At 68.3% G+C, this 26765-nt stretch carries 11 protein-coding genes; 9 read left to right on the top strand and 2 right to left on the bottom strand.

What is annotated here, in order from left to right:
* Positions 1-34: 34 nt before the first annotated feature.
* Together WC815_20375 and WC815_20380 are read right to left on the bottom strand one after the other, a co-directional pair.
* Positions 35-9256: a N,N-dimethylformamidase beta subunit family domain-containing protein gene (locus WC815_20375; GenBank protein ID MFA5911138.1), complete on the bottom strand. Its 9222-nt coding sequence runs from the start codon at positions 9254-9256 to the stop codon at positions 35-37.
* A 333-nt stretch (positions 9257-9589) separates the two neighbouring features.
* Positions 9590-18319, bottom strand: coding sequence for a Calx-beta domain-containing protein (locus WC815_20380; GenBank protein MFA5911139.1), 8730 nt, complete (start codon positions 18317-18319; stop codon positions 9590-9592).
* Between the two features lie 462 nt (positions 18320-18781).
* On the opposite strand from WC815_20380, the gene WC815_20385 reads away from it, so the two are divergent.
* From WC815_20385 to WC815_20425, 9 genes are read left to right on the top strand one after another with little or no spacing between them, the layout of a single operon-like run.
* Positions 18782-19567, top strand: a complete 786-nt coding sequence (locus tag WC815_20385) for an ABC transporter permease (GenBank protein MFA5911140.1) — start codon at positions 18782-18784, stop codon at positions 19565-19567.
* On the top strand, positions 19567-20844 hold the full coding sequence (locus WC815_20390) for an ABC transporter ATP-binding protein (GenBank protein MFA5911141.1): 1278 nt from the start codon (positions 19567-19569) through the stop codon (positions 20842-20844). Before WC815_20385 ends, WC815_20390 begins: the two co-directional genes overlap by 1 nt.
* Positions 20841-21353 carry an acyltransferase gene (locus WC815_20395; GenBank protein MFA5911142.1) on the top strand — a complete coding sequence of 171 codons (513 nt, stop codon included), beginning with the start codon at positions 20841-20843 and terminating at the stop codon, positions 21351-21353. Before WC815_20390 ends, WC815_20395 begins: the two co-directional genes overlap by 4 nt.
* Positions 21350-22402, top strand: coding sequence for a Gfo/Idh/MocA family oxidoreductase (locus WC815_20400; GenBank protein ID MFA5911143.1), 1053 nt, complete (start codon positions 21350-21352; stop codon positions 22400-22402). The genes WC815_20395 and WC815_20400 overlap by 4 nt, the downstream gene beginning before the upstream one ends.
* Entirely contained in the window at positions 22399-23502 is a 1104-nt protein-coding gene (locus tag WC815_20405; protein ID MFA5911144.1) for a DegT/DnrJ/EryC1/StrS family aminotransferase, read from the top strand. The genes WC815_20400 and WC815_20405 overlap by 4 nt, the downstream gene beginning before the upstream one ends.
* Positions 23492-24223 (top strand): acyltransferase, encoded by a 732-nt coding sequence (locus tag WC815_20410; protein MFA5911145.1) that lies wholly within the window; start codon positions 23492-23494, stop codon positions 24221-24223. Before WC815_20405 ends, WC815_20410 begins: the two co-directional genes overlap by 11 nt.
* Complete coding sequence (locus WC815_20415; GenBank protein ID MFA5911146.1) at positions 24211-25197, top strand: NAD-dependent epimerase/dehydratase family protein; 987 nt, start codon at positions 24211-24213, stop codon at positions 25195-25197. The genes WC815_20410 and WC815_20415 overlap by 13 nt, the downstream gene beginning before the upstream one ends.
* Positions 25194-26456: a DegT/DnrJ/EryC1/StrS family aminotransferase gene (locus WC815_20420; GenBank protein MFA5911147.1), complete on the top strand. Its 1263-nt coding sequence runs from the start codon at positions 25194-25196 to the stop codon at positions 26454-26456. The genes WC815_20415 and WC815_20420 overlap by 4 nt, the downstream gene beginning before the upstream one ends.
* Positions 26420-26755, top strand: coding sequence for a hypothetical protein (locus tag WC815_20425; protein ID MFA5911148.1), 336 nt, complete (start codon positions 26420-26422; stop codon positions 26753-26755). Before WC815_20420 ends, WC815_20425 begins: the two co-directional genes overlap by 37 nt.
* Positions 26756-26765: the final 10 nt, after the last annotated feature.

A 26765-nucleotide genomic window follows, 5' to 3' on the forward strand; every position in this document is an offset into this window, starting at 1 on the left:
CACATGCCCGCCCCACCGTGTCTGCCCCGAACCCCTACTGCTCCCGCATCGTCGGTGCCTTCCGATCGCGCACCGGAACGCGAGCTTCCCGAATCGTCACCCGCCCGTCGTGGCCGATGCTGTGAGTGAACGTCGTGGTCCTCCAGTCCGCCCCGTTGCCGGTGATTGCGAACTGCACCGGGGTGGTCGGGCCCGCGCTCCGCGTCGATAGCGCATCGCGCGGCGCCACCACGCCCGCGGGCAGGCCGATCGTGGTCGTCGCGCTCCAGTCGCCGGCTCCGGTCACGATGACCGGGTAGTGCTCGGTGTCGGCGCCGCGCTCGATGTACGCCGGTTCCACAATGGTCACGCCGGCGCCTTCAACCGCGGTGGCCAGGGCCGCGACCCTTGTCCCATTCGCCAGGCGGATCTGGTGGAGCAGGACCTGTGGGCTTGGCGCGTTGGCGTCGGCCGCCGACACGGCGCCATAGGTGTAGCGAACGTCCTCGCCGGCCCAGGGTTCGACGGCGTCATCGGTCCGCGCTACCACCAGGTAACCCGCGGTGGATGCGTCGGGCAGCCGTGGCACGATGATGCGCACGTCGCCGTTGGCGTCGGTGGTGCCGATGGCGCGATAGCTTCCGGCGCCCATGACCTGGCACGCGTCGCTGGCCCCGGTGGACTGACCGGCGGCTTCGAACACGCGGGCCCAGGCTGACGCCGAGCCAGGCACCGCACTCGGGCACGCGCCGGCCGCGGAGTAGACGCGGACTTCCGCGTTGGCGATCGGCGCCGCCGTCACGGTCGGCGCGGCGCTGGTGTCCTGCACCTCGTGCACGAGCATCCTCACGTCCAGTGCGATCGAAGGCGTGATGGTGAGCGCCAGTTCATTCGAGGTGGCGGCCATGAAACTGCCGGCCCCTTCGTATTCCGCGGTGATGGCGTGCGAGCCCACCGCGAGGTCGGTCGTGGTGAACGTCACCTCGCCGTGCGAGGCGTGGTTCATCACGCGCGAGCCGAGGATCGTGTCGCCGGCCTTGAACGTCACGGTGCCGCCTGGCAGACCGTGGCCGGGGTCTTCGCTGGCCACCGTGGCGGTCAGCGTGACCGGGACGCCGAAGAGCGACGGCGTGCTGCTGGCCGCCACCCGCACGCGCGTGGCGGTGGGCGGCCGGCGGTCGAACATCGGCACCGTGGAGGTGCGGATGCGGGTCTCACCCTTGTGCTTGATGGTGTAGGTGATCTTCGTGCTGGTCCAGTCGCTGCCGATGTCGGTCAGCGTGAACTGCAGCGCGTCGATGTTGTCCTGGACGAGTGCGGCCAGTTCCGGGTAGTCGGCGACGAAGCCGGCCGGCGGTTCCACGGCGGTCGTCACGCCCCAGTCGCCTTCGGCGACGAGCACGAACGGGTAGAGCTCCTGGTCGGAGGTCCACTCGAGGTACTCGGGCTCGACGATGGCGAGATAGCTGCCGTATTCCTCGAGCGACTTGCCGGGCACGCGCTTGCCGTTGAAGAGGCGGATTTCATGCAGTTTCACGCGCCTGACGGCGTCGGCGGAAACGGTCGGTACCGTGTAGGCCGCGTAGATGGCGTCGCCCGCAGTGGGCGTCGTGGTGGCGTTGAAGGCCACCGATCGGCCGATGACTACGTATTTCCGGCGCTCGACATCGTCGTCATCCGTCGTGATGGTGGTCGGCGGCACGATGATCGCGACGTTGCCGGCTGCGTCGGTCACGCCTTCGGCACGGTAACTGCCGACGGTCAGGACCGGGCATCCGTCGTCGGTCCCGCCAGGTCCGTCGAGGCCGTCAAACACCACGCCCCACTTCTTCGGATTAGCCGAGACGACGCTGCCGTTGGTGCACAGATCGCGCCTCGTGTAGACGCGGACGATCGCGTTGGCGACGGGCACGACACCGACCTTCGGCCGGCTGGTGCCGTCCTGCAAGGCATGAATGCTGAAGTTGACGTTCAGGGTCGCCGACGGAGCAATCGCCTGGGTGATCGCCGGCGAGCCGCTGGGGAGGTAGTTCGTCGTGCCGGCATAGACGGCAGTGATCGAGTGGCTGCCGACGGCGAGTGTCGAGGTTGTCAAGGTGGCGACACCGCTGGCATTCAGCAGGCCGGAGCCGATGACCGTCGCGCCATCCATGAACGTCACCGTTCCGGTCGCCACGCCGCCCGACGGGGCCACGGTCGCGACCGTCGCGGTGAACGTCAGCGGAACTCTGAAGAGCGACGTAAGGTTGCTCGACGCGACGGTCGTCGCCGTGACGCCCGGGGCCACCGTGATGGTGAAGGTCTGCGGCGCGCTGCGGTCAGACCCGCCATTCGCGACGCCCCCGTTATCCTGTGCGAATACCGTCACCGTCGCCACGCCGGTCATGTACGGCGCCGGGGTGTAGGTCAGTGTTCCGGCGCCATCAACCGCCGGCTGACCGGCGAAGAGGGCAGTGTTGGTGTTGGTGAGGCTAAAGCTCAGCGCCTGGCCGCTCTCATTCGACGGACCGGTGCTGAGCGCAGTCGCCCAGCCTGGCACGGTCTGGAGACCAGCGTTCACCCACGCCGCCTGGTTGGCGCCCTTGGTAAAGCTCGGCGCGTCATTCACGGCCGTGAGGTGGATCATGAACGTCTGGGCGGCGCTGGTGTCGGCGCCGCCGTTCAGCACGCCGCCGTCGTCGTGCAGTTGCACGGTCACCGTCGCCGAGCCGTTGGCGTTGGCCGCGGCCGTGTAGGTCAGCGTCCCGGCGGCGCTCACCGAGGGCTGGACCGAGAACAACGCGTTGTTGCTGTTGGTGACGATGAAGTTCATCGTCTGGCCGGCTTCATCCGCCGGGCCGGCGCTGATGCCCGTGGCCCAGTTGGCCACCGTCGCCGCCGCGCTGTCTTCGAGCACGGTTTGGTCGGTGCCCTTGGTGAAGGACGGGGCGTCATTGACCAGGTTGAGCGTGATCGCGAACGTTTGCGGTGCGCTCGTGTTGGCGCCGCCAGTGGCGATGCCGCCGTTGTCGCTGAGCGACACCGTGACGGTGGCCACGCCCACGGCGTTGGGCGCCGGGTCGTAGGTGAGCGTGCCGTTGGCGCTGACCGCCGGCTGAACCACGAACAGCGCGTTGTTGTCGTTGCCGACGTTAAAGGTCAGCACCTGGCCCGCTTCATCGGCGGGGCCGGCGCTGATGGCGGCGGCCCACCCGGCGACGGTCTGCGCGCCGGTGTCCTCGAACAGCGTCTGGTCGGCGCCCTTGGTGAAGCTGGGCGCGTCGTTCACCCCGGTCACACTGATGGTGAACGTCTGTGCGGCGCTCGTATCCAGGCCGCCATTCAAGGTGCCGCCATCGTCGCGCAGCTGCACCGTGACCGTGGCCAACCCGTTGGCGTCGGCGGCCGGTGTGTAGGTCAACACCCCGCCGGCGCTTACCGCGGGTTGCACGGCGAACAGCGCGGTGTTGGTGTTGGTGACCACGAACGCCATGGTCTGGCCGCTCTCATTGGCCGGCCCGGCGTTCATCGCCGAGCCGAGTCCGTTCACGGTCTGCGGACCGGCATCTTCCGGCACCGTCTGGTCCGAATTCAGCTGGAAGCTCGGCACATCGTTCACCGGCACCACCGTCATAGCGACCGTGCCGGTGGCGCTGCCGCCGTGGCCGTCGCTGATGGTGTAGGTGAAGCTGTCGCTGCCGAAGTAGTTGGCGGCCGGCGTGTAGCTGACCGCCATGCCGCCGACGATCGCGACGCTGCCGTTGGCGCCCTGCGTCACGCCGGTGACGGTGAGCGTCTGGCCGGCATCCGGATCGGAGTCGTTCGACAGCACCGTAAGAGTGCTGGCGCCGCTGTCTTCGAGCACGGTGGTGCTGTCGTTGCCGGCGACCGGCACGCAGTCAACCACGATCGTGGCGGTCGCGGTGTCGAACTCCGTCGGGCTCTTGTGCAGTTCATACGTGAAGCTCGCCGTTCCGCAGAAACCCGCGGCCGGGGTGAACACGAAGGCGCCGGACGGTGCGAGAGCCACGGTTCCGCCGACGGGCGTGCCGTAGAGCACGGCGCTCAGGCTGGTGGGGCCGAGGTCGTTGGAGAGGACGCCGGCCGCCGGCACGATCAGCGCGGTCTCGTAGTTGGCGAGATACGGGCCGTCATTGAGCGCGAACAGGTCGTTGCCCGGGGTGGCCTCCATGCCCAGGTTCCAGTGACTGGCATGCGTGGTCAGGACGGTCAGCTTCACCTTGGTGCCGTTCGACCGCTCGCTCACGCACGGATCCAGGTTCGCGGCCGGGATCGAGGTGGCTCCCAGGCAATTGGGCACGCGGACGTTGTTGCGGAAGATTTCGAACGTCTGCGCGGTCTGGCCCGCCGGAATCAGCGACATGTCGATCTCGAAGGTGAAGACGAGCGGGTTGGCCGTGGTGGCCGTGACCTCGGCGCCGGCCGGATCGGTCACCGTGATGTTCACCTGCTGGTTGAGGAACGTGTAGCCGGACGGCGACTGCGAGTCGGCGATCACGCCCTGGGCGATCGCCACGGTGGCGGCGGTGGTCGTCGTCACCGCGGTATTCAGCGGATCGCCGGCGCTGACGCCAGTGCCGGTTGACACCGTGCCGCTGGCGACCGCCTGCGTGATCGCCTTGATGGCCACGGTCAGCGTGACCGTCTTCGGCGTCAGGCTGACCGCGTTGAAGTGGTCAACCGCGGCGTAGGTGAACGAGTCGGTGCCGAGGAAGTCCGCGTTCGGCACGTAGCTGAAGGACCCATCCGTATTCAGCGCCAAGGTGCCGTTCGACACGCCACTCACGAGCTGCACGTGCATCGGTGCGGTGTCTTCGACTTCGACGTCATGGTCGTTGGCCAGCACGCCGGGCGCCGGCACGTCGAGCGGCTGGTTCAACATGGCGTTGAACGCATCGGCCTCGGTGATCGGCGGATCATTCACCTGGTTGACCAGGATCTGGACCGTGGCGATGGTGCCGTTGTCGATGCCGTCGTACGGCCGGTAGGTGAAGACGTCCGGCCCGGCGTAGTTGGACGCCGGCGTGTAGTTGAAGGCGCCATTTGCGCCCAGGGTCAGCATGCCGTGAGCGGGCAGTGTCACCAGGACCGCCGTCAGCGCGTTGTTCTCGGCGTCGGTGTCGTTGTTCAGGATGCCCGGTGCCGGCACGACCAGCGTGGTGTCTTCGTTCACGGCGAAGAAGTCGCCGAAGCCGACCGGCGGCACGTTGCCGTCGCGCACGTCGATGGTGACGGCGGCGCTCGCGGTCAGCATGCCGTCGCTGACGACGTAGGTGAACGCGTCAGGTCCGAAGTAGTTGGCGACCGGCGTGTAGTTGACCGATCCGTCGGCATTGACGACCGCCGTGCCATGGGCGGGCACGGTCACGGCCACGACCCGCAGCGTATCGGCCGCGTCGGCGTCGGTGTCGTTGGCGGTCAAGCTGCCAGGCCCGGTCGGCGGGAACGTGTAGATGCCGTTCTTGGCCACCGCCACCGAATCCGGCATGGCCACCGGGGCGCTGCTGGTGCTGATGATGATGTCTTCGAGAATCGGCGTGTTGATCGGATGGCTCGAGGCCATGTCGGCGCGGTACTGGATGTAGCGCGCGTTCAGGTTCAGCGGGCCGGGCCCGGCGACCGGGACGAACGCGCTCCACGTGCCGTCAGGCGTCGGCGAGTTGCCGGTGCGCACGCTGATGGCGAGGCTGGTGCCGGCGTCGGCCTGCGCGGTCCACTGGATGCTCTTCCAGTCAACCGCCGACGAGGCGTCGAACACGCGCGACTCGAACGCGCCGGGGCTCGCGCTTGGTGACAGGCGCATCCAATCGACGAACACGATGCCGCCGTACGGGTTGAAGTCGCTCGCCGCGACCGGGCGCATCGGCCCGGCCAGGGTCACGGGGTGGCTCACCGCGAGCACGCCGTCAACGTAGTAATCGACGCTGGTCGGGTTCCAGTCGATGCGGTAGCGATGGAATTCGCCGAGCGGTCCCACGCCGATCGGCGTGTCGATGGCGCCGTTGCCGGTGTTGGTGCGGGCGAAGAGCATGCCGCCGCTCAGGGTGCTGAAGATCGCCCAGGGCTCCGATGCCGACCCGAAGGTCACGGCGAAGCCGGCGTGCTGGAACGAGTCGCCGGAGAAGTTCGCGGAGAACTCGAGCGACCGGGGTGCCGTGTGGATTGCCGACGGCGTGCTGGTCGTCGTCTCCGGCAGGCACGCGCCGTTGACGTCGGTCGCGCAGGTCGCGACCCGCGCCCCGTCAACCAGCAGGATGCCGTCGACGATGGTCGAGTAGCCGGACGGGTCCCACGGCGTTTCAATCCAGCCCTGCGGCAGGGCCGGACCGGAGAACTCGGCGGCCGCTGTCGGCGCGAGCATGACTTCGCCGTCGGCTGTCTGCGAGACGTAGGTGGTTGTGCCCGTGGTGCCCGCCGCGAAATCGCTCGAGGCGGTGTCGCGCAGTGTCGGCCCCGGCACGGTGAAGGTCGGCGGCGCCATAGTGGCCGTGTTGCCGGACGCATCGGTGGACGACACGAGCTGGTAGTAGGTCGTGTTCGGCTGCAGGCCGGTCAGGGCCACCGAGTGCTGGGTGACGAAGCTGCTCTTGGTGACGGTGACCGTGCCCGGCGGCAGGCTCGACAGGCTGGCGGTGAGGATCGCTGGATCGGTGCCGTAGTCGATGCGTGAGTTCGAGACCTCGTCGGTGGTCCAGGTCACGGTCACGCGCGAGCTGTCGATCGTGGTGGCCTTGACGGCCGAGATCACCGGCGCGGTCGAGTCCTCCAGGGTGTCGGCGAAGACCACGTCCACCCAGTAGTTGTTCGCGTTGAAGGTTTGGGTCGGGAACGCAACGCCTCCCGGACTGTAGACGCCGTTGCCGCCGACGGAGGCCGAGGAAGCCGCATGCAGCGGGGCCGCGTTGCGCGCCGTCGTGAAGTACGCCGGATCGTAGGCGTAGCCGCCATTGGGCGTGTGGTACGACGCGACATACGTGGTGTTGGCGGTAATCGCGACCGGCGAGCCGAAGCTCACCTGCTGCCACCCGGTGGCGGTCTCATTGGTGAACACGGCGGTCGCCAGCAGCGCGCCGCCGGCGGTCCAGAGGTTGCCGATGTGCGTGCCGGTGTTCGCCGGGCCCTTGTAGAAGCGGAGCCCGGTGATGAAGCCGTCGATGTCGCTGGTGAGCTTCACGCCGAGCTCGTACTCGCCGGAGTCGGCCGCGCTGGGGTTGAGAGGCACCACGGACGGCTTCCACAGGCTCGTGCACGGACACTCGCCGACGATCACGTTGACCGTGATGCCGGGGCCGGCCGATTCCAGGTTGCCGGTGTCATCGACCGCCCGCACACGAAGATTGGCCGGGCCGACCGCGCCGGGCGCCCACTGATAACTCCAGTTTGACGTGCCTTGCGCCTGGTGCCACGTCAGGCCGGCGTCGACCGACACCTCCACCGCGGCCACGGTGCCGCCACCGGTGTCGGCCGCGGTGCCACCGATCGTGATCGCCGTACCGGACTCGACCTGCGTCCCGGCCGCCGGTGAGGTGATGGTCGAAGTCGGCGCGAAGATGTCGGCGGACGCGGCGGTGGCCGCCAGTGGCCTGGTTGCGTCGGCGCCGATCTGCAGCGAGCCCGGCTGCGCCCCCATGTCCGCCAACAGGTTCACGGTCGCCTGTTGCATCGCCTGGTCCGGTGTGTGGGAAATCGGACTCTGGCCGTTGTCGTCGTGCTCCGCGTCCAATCCCCACGCCCACTGGACGGTGCTGGCGCCGAAGACGAATGCGCCGCTGTTGTGGCGGTACAGCGTCAGGTGGTGCGTGGCCGCGCCGACGCCAACGGTGGCGCCGAAGTCGATGATTCTCTCGACGGCGGGTGACGTGGTCGACGACAGGTGCATGAGACCACCGGGCCGGAAGCCGTTGTCGAGATCCTCGCCCCACTCGTACCCCAGCGTGCCGTCAGGGAAGGTGGCCACGCCGGTGGTGAGGTTGGCGACGCGCGTGTTCCGCCAGATGCGCAGGCCGGCCATCGAGGCCGGGACGGTGATGGCGGTGGGGCCGGCGAGGTTGGAGTTGACGGTCCAGATCGCGCCGATCAATGCGTTTTCCGGCCGGCCGCCGTCGTTCGGCGGGCCGAACCGCGTGTCGCGCCAGGTGCCGGTCGCCACGTTCGGCGTGGGATCGATCTTGACCCCGGCGAGCGTGTCCTTGTAGCTGACCAGGGTGCGGTAGGCCGTGTTCGTGCCGTCGATGCTCGGTTCGTAGCGGGTCTTCCAATACACCTCGTTGCCGCTGAAGAAGGCCAGGCTGACGCCGGCGTCGCGCGCGGCCTCGACCCGGGCGCGCTGGTCAGCCGACCAGTACTCGTCGTGGCCCGCGGACACGAAGACCTTGGGCTTGCCGGAGCCCGAGAGCGCCGCGCCGAGCCGATCGGTGTCGACCCCGGACCAGTACTTCACGTCATACCCATTGGCTTCGAGGAAGCGAAGCATCGGGTATTCGGCGCTGAACAGGAAGCTCTGGGGGCTGTGGCCGCGCGTGTCGATCGGCCGGTTGTAGCTGACCTTCACGGCGCGTCGCGCGCAGGAATTGTTGTAGGCCGACCCTGCGTTGCTCATGCCGGTGCCGCCGATGTCGTCGCCGGGTGCGCAATACAGGCTGGCGCCGCCGTACTTGTTGTAGGCCTGCCACGTGGTGTCGGCGGTCTGCATCAACAGGTCGGCCGTGCGCGCGTCGTCGCGGACCAGGAAAACGATGTGGCTCGAACCGAGCGTGCCGGTGGTGCGTGTCAATTTGGCGACGAAGACGCCGGAGGTGACGCCTGCCGAACTCCACGAGCCGGTCACGCCCCAGTTCCCGCAGTCGTAGTTGCCCGTGGCCTCATCCGCGACGCACGCCGGCTGGTTCTGCGCCGCGGTGATCTGCTCGGGGGTGAGTGTCACTTCGGGAATCGTCGATGACGAGGAACCTACCAGGCGCGCTCCGAGCCCCTGGTAGTAGCCCAGCCGGTAGACGTCAATCGTGAATGGGCCCGCGCTCGTGATCTTGAAGTTGACGGTCTGGCCCTTGTTGACGCTCATGTCTGCCGCGAATCCCTGGATCGTGGACTCGCCCGCGCCGCCGATATCCCAGTTCGGGCTGCCGGTCAGCAGGTTCTCGGCCACGATCGGATTGGCCTGCGCCAGCAGGCCGTCGGGCCGTCCCGACCCCCGGCCGTGCAGGAGGACGATCGCGGCGATGATCCCGAGAACGAGTCGGACGGGGCGACGGGTGGCGTAGTGGCGGATCATGGTCATGGTTGCCATCAATCTCGAGACACCGACACGGTCGGGTCCATGGGGCCACCGGCGTGCGCACGCGTACGACACGCGTCCGCTGCCAGCGGCGTCTGCTGCACGAATATTTCGAAGTGCGACTGCCACACAGCAACGACCATTCCAACTGGCTGGGTACGACAACCAGGCGCCGCGAACCGCCGGACTTACAGGACTGGTGGGTCGGTCGCCGGTTCGCGGGGGGTTTTCGCGCGGACAGCGGGCGCGCCCCCGTGTGAGCGGGGGCGTCGTGGCCGCGGGGTAGGAGGACTTGCAGACCTTTGTCGCCTCGGGGGGCGACTCAGCCATACTGCGTTACGGCGTCACGGGTGTGTTCATGCCCGTTTGCACTTCCGCCAGCGTCAGCGCGCGGTTGTAGATGCGAACGTCGTCGATCAGGCCCGCGAACCACTCACCCCAGATGGAATTGCCGCCGATGGTCAACGCCCGCGCGGACGTGATGATGTTGCCGGCGTAGGCGCGGGTCCTGACGAGCACGCCGTTCACATAGAGCCGGATGTTCGCACCGTCATAGGTCATGGCGACATGTGTCCAGGCATTCAGCGGCATCGTCGCCGTGCCGTTCGCCGAGCGATCGGTGCTGCCCAGGTTGACGAAGCCCGCGGGCCGCGAGGCGTTGTCGTTGGCGTAGAGGGCATATGCGAGCCCGTTGGTGGTTTCCTTCAGCACCACCGATCGCCAGCTGCCGAGCGACGACGGGCGCAGCCACGCCATCAGCGTGGTCCGCGTGACGTCAAGCGCCGCGGTGTCGGCCACCGTGACGAGATCGTTCACGCCGTCGAACGAAAGAGCGTTCCCGTTCTTCCCGGCGGTGGACCACGTCGCGCCGGAAATCGACCCGGTCTGGCCGGCGCCGGACGCGTCGGCCGCCGTGGTGCCGCTGCCTTCGTTGAAGCCGTAGGCCGCCACCAGTCCGGGCACGAACGTGCCGTCATCGTTGGTGATCGTGGCGATGCCCTGGGCGTCGGCGATGGTCGCATTCGCCGGCAAGCTCAGATTCACCAGGATGGTCTCGCTCGACTCGACGGCGGTCTCGCCAGTGACCGTGACCGCGATCGGCTGTGACAGCACGCCGGGCAGGAAGGTGAGCGTGCCGGACGCCGCGGTGTAATCCGTTCCCGCGGTGGCGGTGCCGTCGGCGGTCGCGTAGGCGACCGTCACCGTCTGCGCGCTCATCGCCGACAAGGTCACCGAGAGAGTGGCGGCCGTCGTGCCGCTCTGGCCTTCGGCCACCGCCACGTCGGTGATCGAGATGGCCGGCAGCGAGTCGTCATTGGTGATCGTGCCCGTTGCCTGGGTCCGGGCCAGTGTGGCATTCACGGGGAGGCTGAGGTCAATAACGAACGTTTCGTTGGCCTCGTAGAGGCTGTCGCCGTTGAGCGTCACGTTGACCGTGGCGGTGGTCGCGCCGGCCGCGAACGTCGCCGTGCCAGTGGCCGCGACGTAGTCCGATCCGGCGGACGCCGTGCCGTTGGCGGTGGCGTAGGCCACCGTCACCGCCTGGCCGCTCGCGGCCGACAGCGTCAGGGTGAACGACGCGAGCTTCGTGCCGCTGTTGCCCTCGCTGATCGACAGGTCGGCAATCGTGATCGTCGGCGCGGGGTCGTCGTCGGTGATGGTGCCGCCGCCTTGCACGTCAGCCAGGGTCGCGTTGACCGGCGCCGACAGGTTGACGACGAATGATTCATTCGCCTCGTTGAGAGTATCGCCGATGACCGAGACGGTGATCGGTGTCGCGACCTCGCCCGGCAGGAAGGTAACCGTGCCGGAGGCGGCGACGTAATCGGCGCCGGCGCCGGCCGTGCCGTTGGCGGTTGCGTATGCCACGGTGACCGTCGAACTGCTGGCGCCAGACATCGAGACCGCAAATACGGCAGTGGCGGTGCCGGCATTACCTTCCGCCACGGACGGGTCGGTAATGGCGAGTGACGGCGTCGGGTCGTCGTCGGTGATGGCGACGTTGCCCTGGGCGTCGGCCATGGTGGCGTTGACCGGCGTGCCCAGGTTGATGACGAAGGCCTCATTGGGCTCGTCGACGGCGTCAGCGGTGACGGCAATCGTGATCGGCTGCGACGTTTCACCCGGCAGGAAGGTCACCACGCCGCTGGCCGCAACATAGTCACTCCCGGCGGTGGCACTACCGTTCGCCGTGGCGTACGACACCGTGATGGTCTGCGTGCCGGCTTCGGACAGCGAGACCGTGAGGGTGGCGTTCGTGCTCCCGCTGTCGCCTTCAGTGACCGCCGCGTCGCCGATCGACATGGCCGGCAGGCCCTCGTCGTTGAGGATGGTGCCGGTCGCCTGGCTGTCGGCGATGGTGGCGTTGCCGGCCCCGCTCAAGTTCACGACGAACGATTCGTTCAGCTCGAGGCCGGTGTCACCGTTGATCACGACGGTGATGGTCGTGGTGGTCGCGCCAATCGCGAAGCTCGCGGTGCCCGCGGCGGCCACGTAGTCCGATCCGGCCGAAGCCGTGCCGTCGGCGGTGGCGTAGCCGACCGACACCGCCTGGCCGCTGGCCGCTGACAGGGTGAGGGTGAACGCCGCGATCGACGTGCCGCTGTGGCCCTCGGTCACCGACGCGTCGGCAATCGTGATCGACGGTGCCGCATCATCGTCGGTGATGGTCACCGCACCCTCCGCGTCGGCAATGGTGGCGTTGGCCGGCGCCGACAGGCTGACGACGAACGTCTCGTCGGCTTCATCAGCCGTGTCGCCGCTCACCGACAGCGCGATTGGCTGGGAGGTCACTCCTGGCGCGAAGGTGAGCGTGCCGGAGGCCGCCACGTAGTCGCTGCCGGCCGCGGCCGTCGCGTTGGCAGTGGCATAACTCAGCGTGATGGTCTGCGAGCTGGCCGCTGACAGGGTCACGGCGAGGGTCGCGGGCGCCGTGCCGGCATTGCCTTCGGCAACGGTGGCATCGGTGATCGCCAGCGACGGCTGCGGGTCGTCGTTGGTAATCGTGCCCGTGGCCTGGGCGTCGCCGAGCGTGGCGTTGGCCGGGGCGCTCAGGTTCACCACGAAGGTCTCGCCCGGTTCGTAGACCGTGTCGCCGGTCACGGTGACGTTCAGCACCACGCTGGTGGTCCCGGCCGACAGCGTGACCGTGCCGGCCGCGGCGGTGTAATCGGAGCCGGCGCTGGCCGTACCGTTGGCCGTGGCATACGCCACCGATACCGGCTGGCTGCTCGGCGCCGACAACGTGATCGTGAAGGCCGCGGTCGACGTGCCGCTCTGGCCTTCGGCGATCGTCGCATCGGCGATGGCCAGCGACGGCGCGAGCGTCGTGAAGCTGGCCGGCGGGTTGGCCGCGACCGGCGACGTGGCCGTGTTGCCGGCGGTGTCGGCGGAGCGCACGCGGTAGTAGTAGACCGTGCCGGCCTGCAGGTTCGCCAGCGGCAGGCTGTGCGAGGTGACCGGCGCGGCATTGGTCGCCGTCTGCGACAGGGCCGCCGGACTGGTGCCGTAGTCAACCTGCGAGTCCGACGCTTCGTTCGTCGCCCACTGCACGGTTGCCGTGGACACCGACGGCGTCGCGGAGACCGCCGAGATCACGGGCGGGATCGCATCCACGCCGTAACTGGCCTGGTAGCTGCCGCTCTGGGCCGGGAACACCGCGTAGGAGACCCCCTTGATGGTCTGAAGCGTGAACGGCACGCTCACGCCGGCGAGGGTGAGGCCCTGGATGGGCGCGCCGGCGGCGACCGCGGGGATCAGCGTGTGGAGCCCGGTGGCGTTGGCGCCAACCGCGATGTCGAAGTCGAGCAGGTTATTGCCCCAGGTGATCGATTCGAATGACGAGCCATTGCGTCCATCGAGCCAATCGAGCATCTGCTTGGCGGCAATCACCGGGACCCCGCGCGCCTGCGCCGACGCGATGATGGCGTCCGAGCCGGTCGCACCCTCCGACGGGTTGAAGTCGGTGTGCATGTTCGCCGTGAAGGCGCCGTAGTAGCCTTCGACGCCGAGCGCGCGGTCGAACAGGGTGTCGGCGTGGTAGGCGTACGACAGGCCGGATTCGTCGGTCATCTGCGTCGCGGCCTGGTAGACGTCGACCATGTCGCCGGCGGCGGTGGCAAACCGCATCGGCAGGCCCGAGCCGGTGAACATGCCGGGGCGGTCCAGGACCCAGGTGGCCGGCCAGTAGTAGTAGTTGGTGTCTAGCCGGATGCCGTGGTCGAGCGACACTTGCGGCTGTGTGGCGTAGTCGCTGTAAGCGATGCAGTGCGTGCGGTGGCTGGCCTGAGGCGGCACTGACGGGAAGGCCGCGGCGAACTGCGCCAGTTGCGTGCTGTAGAAGGACGCCAGCGTCGCCGGCGTGTAGTCGGCGCACTGCGTGTTCACGTGCACGCCGAGCTCGAAGCCCTGGGCGACGTAGTTGCTGACCTGGGCGGCGTTGATCGGCGTGGTGGGGAAGAGATAGGACGTGCCGCGGATGCAGGTCCAGTCCGCCACCGAACAGCCCGGCGCGCTGAGGGCCAGGTATTGATCGAACCGGCCGGCGGTGCCGCCGTTGGCGTGATCGTCACCGGTCATGATCACGACCGCCTTCAACATGCGCGGGAAGTACCAGAAGCGGGGCAGCGGCCGCTTGGCGCTGTTGGTGTGCAGCAGGATGTTCCACAGCAACCGCTGTTGCTCGTCAGCCTGCGGGATGGCGATCTTGCTGAAGTCCACCCAGTCCGGCTGCAGGTCGCCCGTCGCAGCGCCGAAGAACAGATCGTCGCTGCGGATCGGCGGCAGGCCGTCTCGTTCCTGGCCCGACCACGCCGGGTTGCCCTGGCGCGTGTAGACGATCGATCGCGCGAGGTCATAGGTGAAGGCCACGGCGTGGCCGGCGCCAACGGTGCGCATGGTCACCGCCGGGTTCGCGGTGGCGGTGTTCGCGGTGGCATACAACGTCGCGACCGCGGTGGCGCCGCTCAGCGTATAGCGGTCGGCGGTGCCGTGGAACTGGATCGTCTGGTTGACGATGCCGGCGCCGGGCGCCGCGGTGGTGTTGACCAGCAGGTAGGCGTTGGCCAGCGTCGAGGCGGCATCGGTCAGGCCCATGAGCCCGGCCAACTGCTTGTCCGGCCGCATGGCGACGAGGTTGCCGCCCTGCGTGACCCAATCGGTGAACATCGTGACCTGGCCCGCCGAGAGCGGCATCTCGCCGAGCACCACGACGTCGTACGAGGTCAGCGTCCCGGCGTTCACGGTGGACAGGTCGGCCGTCGCAAACGCGTTCAAGCCCTCGCTGCGGAGGATCTCGGCGAGGTAGGTCGAGAACGGATTGGACGCCGAGGTGATGACGAGCACCGGACCTCCCGGCCCCTGAGTCGGCGGCGGGGGCGGCGGCGCCGCCGTCGTGAACGACCAGGTGTAGTCGGCCGCCAGCGCATTACCGGCCACGTCCTTGACGCGTGGGTCGGTCGCGCCGCCCTTGACGGTGGCGGTGTAGGTGGTCAGGTAGGCGAGGGGCGCCGCCGGATCGAGCGTGGCGGTCCTGGTCGAGGTGTTGTAAGTGACCGTGGCGGTGACCAGCGCGTTCAGCGGATCGCGCAGCAGCACGGTGCCGCTCGTGATGGTCGCCGCGCTCATGCTTTCGTTGAACGTCGCCAGCACGTTGGTCGTCGTGCCGATGCCCGAGAGGCCGGCCACCGGCGCGACCGAAGTGACGACCGGCTTGGTCGTGTCGGGCCCGTTGGTGGTGTTGAACACGACGTCAACGAAGTAGCCTTCCGACTGCCAGGTCTGGGCGGGGAAGGCGCTCGCGCCGTACTGGTAGACGCCGTTGGCGCCGTCAACGCCGTCGCGCAGCGCGTGCAGCGGACCGTTGTCCACGCCCGTGGTGGCAAAGTACCCGGGTTGGCTGGAATAGTGCCCGTTCAGGGCGTGATACGAAATCATGTAGGTCGTGTTCGCGGCGATGGCAATCGGCGTCGTGAACGCGACCTCCTGCCAGCCGGACGCGGTTTCGCCCGTGAAGGTCGCGCTGCCGAGCAGCGCGCCCGCGTTGGTCCACAGCTTCGCGATGTGCGTGCCGGTATTGAGGCTGCCTTTGTAGAAACGCGCGCCGGTAATGTAGCCGGCCACGTCAGACCGGAACCGGGTGCCGAGCTCCACGGAATTCGGATCGCCATCGTCAATCTTCTGGGGCACCGTGGTCGGCGTCCAGATGGTGCACGGGCAGGCCGGCGGTGGTGGCGGCGCGGCGGCGGTGGTGAACGTCCAGGTCGAATTGGCGGCCAGCGCGTTGCCGGCCAAATCTTTCACGCGCGGGTCGGTGGCTCCGCCCTTCACGAGCACCGTGTAGGTAGTAGACAGGGCCAGGGCGTTGTCCGGACGGAGCGTGGCCACCCGCGTGGTCGTGTCGTAGGTGACGGTCGCGTTGACCAGGCTGTTCAGCGGATCGCGCAGCTCGAACGTGCCAAGTGAGGCGCCGCCTTCGCCGACAAACCCCGTCGTGCTCGACGAAATGGTGGCGGGGTCCATCGCCTCGCTGAAGGCGGCCGTCACGATAGTGGCGGGATCGACGTTGCCGGAGCCGGTGACCGGGAACACCGAGGTGATGGTGGGCGTGATCGAATCAGGAGGCGGGACGGTGTTGAACACCACGTCGGCCCAATAGCCCTCAGACAAGTAGGTGTCGGTTGGGAAGACACCGCCGGCGCCGTATCGATACACGCCATTCGAACCGTCCACGCCCTCGAGCAGGCCGTGCAACGGCGGGTTGTCCAGAGCGCTCGTGGCAAAGAACCCGTCGGTGCCCGTGTAGTGACCGTTCGGTGCGTGATACGAGACGACGTAGGTGGTGTTCGCGGTCACCGGGACGGCGGAAGCGAGGGTCGCCTGTTGCCAGCCGGACGCGGTTTCACCCGAGAAGGTCACCGTGGCCAGCAGGGTGCCGGTGTTGGTCCACAGCCGGCCGGTGTGCGTGCCGGTGTTCGCCGCGGCCTTGTAGAAGCGGATGCCAGTGATGAACCCGTTGGTGTCGGCGCGGAACCGCGTGCCGACTTCGACCGCCGCCGCGTCGCCGTCGTCGGCGATGGGTGGGACCGACGCTGGGGTCCAAATGGTGCAGGGACACGTCTGTCCGGCCGTGACCGTGATGCCGACGCCGGCGGAGGGCGTCTCGAGATTGCCGCTGTCATCAAACGCGCGGCTGCGGATCGAGACGGCCCCGACCCCGCTCGCGGTCCACGAGAACGTCCAGTTGGTGCCGCCGATCGCCGGTGACCAGGTGGCGCCGCCGTTCACTGACACCTGTACACCGCCGACCATGCCGCCGCCGGCGTCGGACGCCGTGCCGCTGATGGTGATGCTGGTACCGGCGGGGACCGAAGCGCCGGCCGCGGGAGCGGTGATCACGGACGTGGGCGCGGTTACGTCGGTCGATTCGGTGGCCGGCGTCAACCCGGCCTCCAAGGTATCCGGCTGGACGCCCATGTCGGCGAACAGGTTGACGGTGGCCTGCTTCATCCGCGCATCGGCCGCGGTGCTGCCGCGATCGTGGTTGGCGTCGAGACCCCACGACCACTGGATTGTGCCCGCCCCGAATACCAGGGCGCCGCTCGGATCGCGGTAGACCGTCAGGCTATGGGTAGCGGTCCCGGCGCCATAAGTTGATCCGTAGTCGAGCAGCATCGAGGTGACGTTGCGCGTCGTGGTCGACAACCGCATCAGGCCCGGCGGCGTGAAGGCGTTGGTGGGGGCTTCGTCCCACTCGTAGCCGAGGGTGCCGTTGGGCAGGGTCGCCACCCCGCCGACGGCGAGGGTGGCCACCGAGGTGTTGCGCCAGAACCGCATCTTGCCGTCGGCCGCCGGCACGGTGATCGATGTCGTGTTGCCGTCGTTGACGCGGAAGATAGTGCCCATCAGCGCGTTCTCGGGCCGGCCGCCGTCGGCGGGCGGGCTGAAGCGCGGGTCACGCCAGGTGCCGGTCCACGTCGGAGTGGCCGGGTCGATCACGCCGTTCGCGTGGGTTTCCTTATAGGACACCAGCGTGCGGTACGGCGTCGCCGCGCCGTCGCTGCTCGGTTCCCAGCGGGCCTTCCAGTACATGGCGTTGCCGCTGAAGAATCCCAGGTGGACGCCGGCGCCGCGGGCGGCTTCCACGTTGGCGCGCTGGGTGCCGGTCCAGTACTCGTCGTGACCGACTGACAGGAACACCTTGTGTTCGAGCAGTTCAGCGGCGGCGCGATCGGTGTCGGCGCCGGCGATGTAGCTGACGTCGAAGCCGTTCTTCTCGAGCCAGCGAACCATCGGATACTCGGCGTTGAAGACGGCGTCTTCCGGGCTGGCGGCGCGCGTGTTGAGCGGCCGGTTGTAGCTCACTTTGTAGGCGCGATTCGGGCTGACCCCGGGGCCGCCCTGGTAGAAGCTGTTGCCGCCGTACGAGTTGTAGGCCTGCCACGTCGTGTCGGCCGTCTGGAACAGCACGTCGGACTGTCCGGTATCGTCGCGGACGATGAAGAAGATGTGACTGGCGCCGCCGTTGTCCACGCGCTCGGGCCGCGCGAAGTAGACTCCGGACACCGCGTCCGCGGGCACCGTCCACGAGGCCGACACGTTCCAGTTGCCGCAGTCAACGAGACCGGTCGCTGGGTCGGTGAGGCAACCGGGCTGCAACTGGGGCAGCGGGGCCGACGGGCTGATCGTCGCGACCCGGCGGGCACCGAAGCCGCTGTAATAGCCCATGCGATAAATGGCGATGGTGTAGTTGTTCGAGTCCGTATCGATCTTGAATCGTTGCGTCTGACCTCGAACCACGCTGATCTCGGTCGCAAACCCCTGGATGCTGGAATCGCCGCTGCCGGTGACATCCCAGGCACTGGTGGGATCGCCGGGCAGCTGGTTCTCGCACACCACCGGGTTGACGGCGGCGGCGCACCCGCCTTGCGCCTGCATGCGCGAGGCGGCGCCGCTCAGCATGGCGAGCGCCGTGGCTCCGGCGAGCAAGGCCATGAGCAGGAGCCGCGCGGGCGAGGCCGCCGAAGCGGACGGACGAACGGAGGCGGCCGGCAAGGTCGGTTCAGGCATGGGCATGTTTGGCTCGCTGGGCACACGTGCGCCCGACGGCTGCTCAGCAACCGCCGTTCCAGCGCCGGGGACGCCGTGCGCACGGTCCGGTAACGGCCGGGATTGCACGGTTTGTTTGCAATATCAGTGGCTGAATGCGAATTGGCTCAGGGGCGAGGCGATCGGCGCCGCGAGCTGGCGCTGATCGCGCGCCGCCCGGCGACGGCTTTTCTCGCCCCCGGGGCAGACGCGCATTCCCAACCGCCCGAATTCAACGAGGTTCGGTGTGCGGTCGTGTCGCGGTGCGAAAACCGGCATGCGGTCTTCAAAGGCGGCACCGCGCCCGCATTCTGTCGCCGCCGGGGCAGACAACGCCGCGCGCAGCCGCGCCGAAACCGCCCAAATCCCCGGAAAGTGATGGGTTTACGCGGCCCGGCCGCGGCAAGGCAGGGCTGGACTGCCGTTTGCTCAAGTGCCGGAACGATGTCGGCGATCAGGGAAATCTTCGCGGAGCAGTGGCAATACCGTGAACTGCTGCTGCGCATGACGATGCGCGATCTGCTGCTGCGCTACAAGCAGACCGTGATGGGTCTGGGCTGGGCGATCTTCATGCCCCTGGTGAACACCGCGATCTTCTCGGTGATCTTCACCCGGGTCGCGTCGATCGACGTTGGCGTGGCCTATCCCGTCTACGCCTTCTGCGGGCTGGTCGCCTGGAACTTCTTCGCCTCGGCGCTGCGCTTCTCCGTGGTGTCGCTCACCTCCAATCCAAGCCTGGTCACCAAGCTGTTCTTCCCACGCGAAATCTTTCCGTTCTCCGCGGTGCTGGTGTCGCTGGTGGACTACGGCGTGGCCTCGCTGGTGCTGGCCGCGCTGATGATCTACTACGACATCGCGCTGAGCTGGTCGATCCTGCTGCTGCCGGTGGTGGTCGCCGTCCAGGTGATCTTCACGGCCGCCATCGCGCTGCTGCTGGCGATGGGGAATCTGTTCTATCGCGACGTCAAGTACCTGTTCGAGATCGTGATCTCGGTATGGATGTTCGCCAGCTCGGTGGTCTACCCGGTGGGCCGCGTCGGCGGCCGGCTCGGAGCGCTGCTGGCGTTGAACCCGATGACCCACATGATCGACGCCTTCCGGGCGGTGCTGATCGACGGCACCGCGCCGGCGCCCGCCTTCGCCGCGACCGCCGTGGTCAGCGTCGTCCTCTTCATCGGCATCTGGCTGATGTTCCACGCCGCCGAGTTCGAGTTCGCGGAGAACATCTAGTGGCCACCGTCTCCCTCGCAGGGGTGTGGAAGAAGTTTCGGCGCGGTGAGCGTCACGACAGCCTGCGGGATCTCGTGCCGGCGATGTTCGCGCGCCTGGGACGCCGCCGCCAGGAGCAACCGCTCGCGCGTGAGGAGTTCTGGGCGCTCCGTGACGTGTCGCTGCAGATTGGCCCGGGGGAGGCGGTCGGCGTGATCGGGCCCAACGGCGCGGGCAAGTCCACGCTCCTGAAGATCCTGACCAACATCCTGCGGCCGAACAAGGGCCAGCGCTCGGTGGAGGGACGGATCGGCGCGCTGATCGAGGTGGCGGCCGGGTTTCACCCCGACCTGACCGGCCGGGAGAACGTCTACCTGCAGGGCGCCATCCTCGGCATGCCGCGCGCGGAGATCGGGCGGAAGTTCGACGCCATCGTCGATTTCGCCGGCGTCGAGGAATTCATCGAGACGCCGGTCAAGCGCTACTCGTCCGGCATGAACGCGCGCCTGGGCTTTGCCATTGCCGCGCATCTCGACCCCGACGTGCTGCTCGTCGACGAGGTCCTGAGCGTGGGCGACGTCGCCTTTCAGGCCAAGTGCGTGGACCGCATGCGGACGCTGCTCACCAAGGGCGTGCCGCTGGTGTTCGTGTCGCACAACCTGACGGCGGTCGTGGACTTGTGCACGCGGGCGGTGCTGATCGACAGGGGGGTCGTGCGATACGACGGCCGTCCGGCCGAGGCGGTCGCGGAGTTCCGGCGGTATCGGCCGGAACCTTCCGCGGCCGCCGACGGTCTTGCCGATGCCGGGCCGATTCGCATCACCGACGTCCGCTTGATGCACCCGGCCGGGGACGCCTCGCCCTTGTTCGTGACCGGGCGGCCGCTGACGGTGCGGGTCGCGTATCACGCGTCGGTGCCGGTGACGCAACCGCAGATCGCCATCGACATTCACAACGCCGACGGCGTCTATTGCGCCGGCATCAACACGCGGATGGACGAGCGGGACCTCGGGACGCTGGCGGGCGATGGCTACGTGGACCTGGTGATCCCGAAGCTGTGGCTGCTGCCGGGCGCCTACTCGATCTCAGCCGGCATCCTCGACCACAACGCCCTGCAGACCTACGACCTGAAACTGCGCGCCTACCCGTTCTCGGTGCTCTCCGAGCGGCGCGACTACGGACTTGTGTATCTCGAACATGAATGGCGGACGCCCGCACCCACCGTGCGCCAGGCCCCGGTCGCGGCCCGGCGCCGGGCCCGCGGACGCCTTGTGACTGCCCAGGAGGAGCTCCCGTGATTGCTGCAGACGTAATGCTCGGATCGAATGTGTCGATACCGCAGCCTACCCTCGTAAACCTGTACGGCTGCCGGATTGGCGCCAATACCCGGATCGGCGCGTTCGTGGAAGTGCAACGCGGCGCGGTGATCGGAGAGAACTGCAAGATCTCGAGCCACAGCTTCGTGTGCGCCGGCGTCGCCATCGAGGACGGCGTGTTCGTCGGGCACGGGGTGATGTTCATCAACGATCTCTATCCCAGCGCGGTAAACGACTCCGGCGAGTTGCAGACCGAGGCGGACTGGGAACTGATCGAAACGCGGGTGAAGCGGCATGCCTCGATCGGCAGCAACGCCACCATTCTGGCGGGGGTGACGATTGGCGAGGGCGCCCTGGTGGGCGCCGGCGCGGTGGTCACGCACGACGTGCCGCCCTATGCGGTCGTCGCGGGCGTGCCGGCGGTAGGCATCGGCACTCGGCAGGAACTGACCAACCGCGCGGGTGCCCGCGCAGACAGGCGGATCTCGTGATTGGCGTCGGCATCATCGGCTTCGGATACTGGGGACCAAACCTGGTCCGCAACTTCTACGAGACGCCCGGGTGCCGGGTGGTCTCGGTCAGCGACCTGCACGCGGATCGGCTGGCGCGCGTGCGCGCCCGCTACCCGACGGTGGACACCGCCGCGGATCATCGTGATCTGCTCACCGACCCCCGCATCGACCTGGTCGCCATCGCCACGCCGGTGTCGACTCACTTCGACCTCGCCATGCAGGCGCTGCGGATGGGCAAGCACGTGTTGATCGAGAAGCCGATGACCGGCGACGTCGAGCAGGCCATGCGGCTGGTGGACGAGGCGGACCGCCGCGGGCTCATGCTGGCCGTGGACCATACCTTTGTCTACACCGGCGCGGTGCGGAAGATGCAGCAGTTGGTGTCGAGCGGGGACCTGGGTGACATCTATTACTACGACTCGGTGCGCGTCAACCTCGGGCTGTTCCAGCACGACGTCAACGTGGTGTGGGACCTCGCGGTCCACGACCTGTCGATCATGGACTACCTGCTGCCGGCGCAACCGGTGGCGGTGTCGGCCAGCGGACTCGGCCACGTGCCCGGCGAGCCGGAGAACATCGGCTACGTCACGTTCCACTTCGACGCGCCGGTGATGGCGCACGTCCACGTCAACTGGCTCGCCCCGGTGAAGGTGCGCCGCACGCTGATCGGCGGCAGCCGCAAGATGATTGTCTACGACGACCTCGAGCCCAGCGAGAAGATCAAGGTCTACGACAAGGGCATCACCGTGAACGGCCACGGCGACGGCAACGGCGCGGCCGGCAACGGTCAGCGCTACGCCATGCTCGTCGGCTACCGGACCGGGGACGTCTGGGCGCCGCAACTCGATGGCGCCGAGGCGCTGGGCGTCGAGACCCGCCACCTCGTCGAGTGCATCACCAAACAACAGAAACCGATTGCCGACGGCCATGCCGGCCTGCGCGTGGTCCGGTTGCTCGAGGCCGCGACCCGGTCGATGCGCGAGTCCGGCCGCATTGTCGAGCTTTCCACCAGCGGGGTGTCCGCATGATTCCGTTCGTCGATTTGCGCCGCCAGTATCAAGACCTCAAAGCCGACATCGACGCCGCGGTCGGGCATGTGCTCGAGACCGGCCAGTTCGTCCTGGGCCCGGAGGTCGAGGCCTTCGAGCGGGAGTTCGCGGCGGCCTGTGCCGCCGACAGCGGCATTGCCGTGAATTCGGGGACCAGCGCGCTGCACCTGGCGCTGCTGGCCGCCGGCGTCGGGCCCGGCGACGAAGTCATCACCGTGCCGTTCACGTTTGTCGCCACCACGGCGGCCATCGGCTACACCGGGGCCCGGCCGGTATTTGTGGACATCGATCCGGCCACCTTCACGATGGACGTGACGCTGATCGAAGCGGCCATCACCAGCCGCACCAAGGCGATCCTGCCGGTCCACCTCTACGGCCATCCGGCCGACATGGACCCGATCATCGCCATCGCGGCCCGTCACGGGCTGACGGTCATCGAAGACGCCTGTCAGGCGCACGGCGCGCTCTACAAGGGACGGCCGGTCGGCGCGCTGGGTGACGCCGGCTGCTTCAGCTTCTATCCCGGCAAGAACCTCGGCGCCTACGGCGAAGGCGGCATCGTCGTGACCAACCGTTCCGACTGGACGCGTGACATCCGGATGCTGCGCGACTGGGGCCAGGACCGCAAGTACCACCACGTGTTGAAGGGCTACAACTACCGGATGGAGGGGCTGCAGGGCGCGATTCTCCGCGTCAAGCTGCGCCGCCTGCGCGAATGGACCGACGCCCGCCGGGCCCATGGCGCGGCCTACAACCGCCTGTTGGCCGGCAGCGGCGTCGAGTCGCCGAAAGAAGCGGATTATGCGCGGCACGTCTTCCACGTCTACGCCGTCCGCACGACCGACCGCGTGTCGCTGGAGCGAACGCTGCATGCGCACGGGGTGTCGAGCGGCATTCACTATCCCGTGCCGGTGCACCTCCAGCCGGCCTACGCCGATCTCGGCTATCGGGCCGGGGATTTTCCGGAGTCGGAGCGCGCGGCAGCCGAGGTGCTGTCGTTGCCGATGTTCCCGGAATTGACGGCCACCCAGATCGAGCAGGTCGCGGCCGCGGTCAAGCAGGAGTCGTATGCGGCCTGAGCGCGCCGGCCGTGTGGTCGGGGCCGTGCACGGGCGCCGGCCGGCCGAGTCGTCGCCGGCGGGCGAAGCCATGGCCGCGTGGATGCGGTCGGAGTACGGCTACGACGGCCTGGTCGATCTCTACAGCCGTCACACCAACGGGGACGACCGGTTGAACGCGCTGATGCGCTCGGCGATCTGGACCGCCGCGGCCCGCACGGCGGGCACCGGACTGCGGGTCGGCAGCGGCGCCGGATTCCTGCACCTCGACACCTTCACGTTTGGCGCCGGCGTGTTCATCGGCGCGCAGAGTTACCTGCAGGGCCGCTTCGACGGGACCTGCGTAATTGGCGACCGCGTCTGGATCGGGCCGCAGAGCTACTTCGACGCCCGCCACCTGGTGATCGAGGAATGCGTCGGCTGGGGCCCGGGCGCCAAGGTCCTGGGGTCGGTCCACACCGGTCTGCCGATCGACGTGCCGATCATGGAGACCGAACTGGTGATCAAGCCGGTCACGATCGGAGCCTGGGCCGACATCGGCACCGGGGCGATTGTGCTGCCGGGCGTGACCGTGGGGCGCGGCAGCCTGGTGGGCGCCGGCGCCGTGGTGACGAAGGACGTGCCGCCGTTTGCGGTGGTGGCCGGCGTGCCGGCGCGGGTGATCGGCGACCGCCGTGACCCGGCGCGCGCCGGCGGGACGACGCTGAGCGAAGAGGTTGGGGTGCTGAGATGGCAATCGTGAAGCTGGCGAACGCGCGCGTGCTGATCACGGGCGGGGCGGGCCTCATCGGCTCGCACATCGCGGACCGGCTGGTGCAGGAGCAGGTCGCCGAGGTGGTGGTGCTCGATAACTTCGTCCGCGGCCAACGCGACAACCTGGCGCGGGCGTCGGCGAGCGGGCGCGTCACCATCGTCGACGGCGACATCCGTGACCGCGCCCTCGTCAGGCGCGTCATGGATGGCATCGACGTCGTGTTCCACCAGGCCGCGCTGCGCATCACGCAATGCGCCGCCGACCCCGCCCTGGCGATCGACGTGCTGATCAACGGCACCGACACCGTGGTGCGGGCGGCCATCGATGCACGGGTGCGCAAAGTCGTGGCCGCGTCTTCCGCGTCGGTCTACGGGATGGCGGACCGGTTCCCCACGACCGAACAGCACCATCCCTACAACAACCGCACGCTCTACGGCGCGGCCAAGGCCTTCAACGAAGCGCTGCTGAGGTCGTGTCACGACCAGAACGGCCTCGACTACGTGGCGCTCCGCTACTTCAACGTCTATGGTCCGAGGATGGACATCCACGGTGTCTACACCGAAGTGCTGATCCGCTGGATGGAGAAGATTGCGACGGGGCAGCCGCTGACGATCTTTGGCGACGGCCTGCAGACCATGGACTTCATCTACGTCGACGACGTCGCGCGGGCCAACATCCTGGCGGCCACCGCGCCGGTCACCGATCGGGTCTACAACGTCGGCACCGGGACCGAAGTCAGCCTCAAGGAAATGGCGGAGGTGCTGCAAATCGCGATGGGCGCCTCGGTGCCAATCGAATACGCGCCGCCCCGCGCCGTGAATCCGGTGCCGCGGCGGCTGGCCGATACCTGGCTGGCCAGGCAGGAGATCGGGTTCGAAGCAGCCGTGTCATTCGAAGACGGGATGCGGGCGCTGGTGGCGTGGTGGCAGCAGGTCCGACGCGAAAGCAAGGTGCTGGCATGAGGGTGTCCGTGGTTGTCCAGGCCACGCCGGTGCCGGTGGCCCGGCCGGTGATCGGCGAGAGTGAGATGCTGGCGATCCAGCGGCCGCTGCAGTCCGGCTGGCTGACGCAGGGACCCGAGGTGGCCGCGTTCGAGCGCGAGTTTGCGGCGCACACCGGCGCGCCTCACGCCTGCGCGGTGTCGAACTGCACGACGGCGTTGCACCTGGCGCTGCGCGTGCTCGGCATCGGCAAGGGTGACGAAGTGGTCACGGTCAGCCATTCGTTCATCGCCTCGGCCAACGCGATTCGCTATTGCGGCGCGGTGCCGGTGTTCGTGGACATCGAGCCCGACACCTACAACATGGCCCCGGCGCGGCTCGAGGCCGTGATCACCCCGCGGACGCGGGCGATCCTGGCGGTGCACCAGCTCGGCATGCCCTGCGACCTCGAAAGCATCTCCGAAATCGCGCTGCGCCACGGGTTACCCGTGATCGAAGACGCGGCGTGCGCCGCCGGCAGTGAGTTGCTGTGGCGCGGCCGATGGGAGGCGATCGGGCGGCCGCACGGGGACATCGCCTGTTTCTCGTTCCATCCCCGCAAGGTGATGACCACGGGCGACGGCGGCATGTTGACCACCGCGGTCGCGGAATGGGACCGGCGGTTCCGTCTCTGGCGCCAGCACGCCATGAGCGTGCCTGATACCGCGCGCCACCGGGCCCAGTCGGTGGTGTTCGAGCAGTACACCGAACTTGGCTTCAACTACCGGCTGACGGACATGCAGGCGGCGGTGGGCCGGGAGCAGTTGGGCCGGCTGCCGGCCATGGTGGCCGAGCGCCGCCGCCTGGCGCGGCAGTACAACGAGGTACTGGCCGGCATCGAGGGGCTGCGCCTGCCGCGCGAGCCGGAGTGGGCCCGGAGCAACTGGCAGAGCTACTGCGTGCGGCTCCCGGAACGGCGCGATCAGCTGCAGGTGATGCAGTCGATGCTCGATGCCGGCATCCACACGCGGCGCGGGGTGATGTGCGCGCACCGCGAGCCCGCGTACCGGATCGAGCCGTGGCGATGTCAGGGGCCGGGCGGGACCGTGGATGGGGAGTCCGCGACCTGCGCCGCGCTGGCGAACAGCGAAGCGGTGACCGCGCATGGCTTGATCCTGCCGCTCTACGTCGGCCTGACCGATGACGACCAGGCGCGCGTGGTCGCCGCATTGGCCGCCGCCCTGGACCACCAGGCCGAGTCATCATGCCGTTCAGCGCTGACTCCGGAGACCGCGGCGTGAACCGGGTGTTCACGGACCAGGCCATCCTGGAGGTCGTTCTGCAGGTCCTGCGCACGACCAACCTGTCGCGCGACCCCGCCTCCCAGCTGCCGGCGTCGCCCGACGCGGCCGTGTTCGGGCCCGACAGCCCGCTCGATTCGTTGGGCCTGCTGACGCTGCTGCTCGACATCGAGGAAGACCTGCAGCGCGCGGGCGTGACGGTGTGTCTCAGCGACGACCGCGCGATGTCGCAGGTCAGGAGCCCGTTCCGCTCGGTGGCGTCGATCGTCGAGTACATCGGCCGGGCTGCCCGGGAATAGGGGAGCACTC

This window comes from Vicinamibacterales bacterium (assembly GCA_041659285.1).
In the GTDB taxonomy this organism is placed as follows: Bacteria; Acidobacteriota; Vicinamibacteria; order Vicinamibacterales; family UBA2999; genus 12-FULL-67-14b.

Coding starts and splice junctions, on each gene's coding strand:
- WC815_20375 (MFA5911138.1), bottom strand. CDS start 9,256: ATGACCATGATCCGCCACTACGCCACCCGTCGCCCCGTCCGACTCGTT.
- WC815_20380 (MFA5911139.1), bottom strand. CDS start 18,319: ATGCCTGAACCGACCTTGCCGGCCGCCTCCGTTCGTCCGTCCGCTTCG.
- WC815_20385 (MFA5911140.1), top strand. CDS start 18,782: ATGTCGGCGATCAGGGAAATCTTCGCGGAGCAGTGGCAATACCGTGAA.
- WC815_20405 (MFA5911144.1), top strand. CDS start 22,399: ATGATTCCGTTCGTCGATTTGCGCCGCCAGTATCAAGACCTCAAAGCC.
- WC815_20410 (MFA5911145.1), top strand. CDS start 23,492: ATGCGGCCTGAGCGCGCCGGCCGTGTGGTCGGGGCCGTGCACGGGCGC.
- WC815_20415 (MFA5911146.1), top strand. CDS start 24,211: ATGGCAATCGTGAAGCTGGCGAACGCGCGCGTGCTGATCACGGGCGGG.
- WC815_20420 (MFA5911147.1), top strand. CDS start 25,194: ATGAGGGTGTCCGTGGTTGTCCAGGCCACGCCGGTGCCGGTGGCCCGG.
- WC815_20425 (MFA5911148.1), top strand. CDS start 26,420: ATGCCGTTCAGCGCTGACTCCGGAGACCGCGGCGTGAACCGGGTGTTC.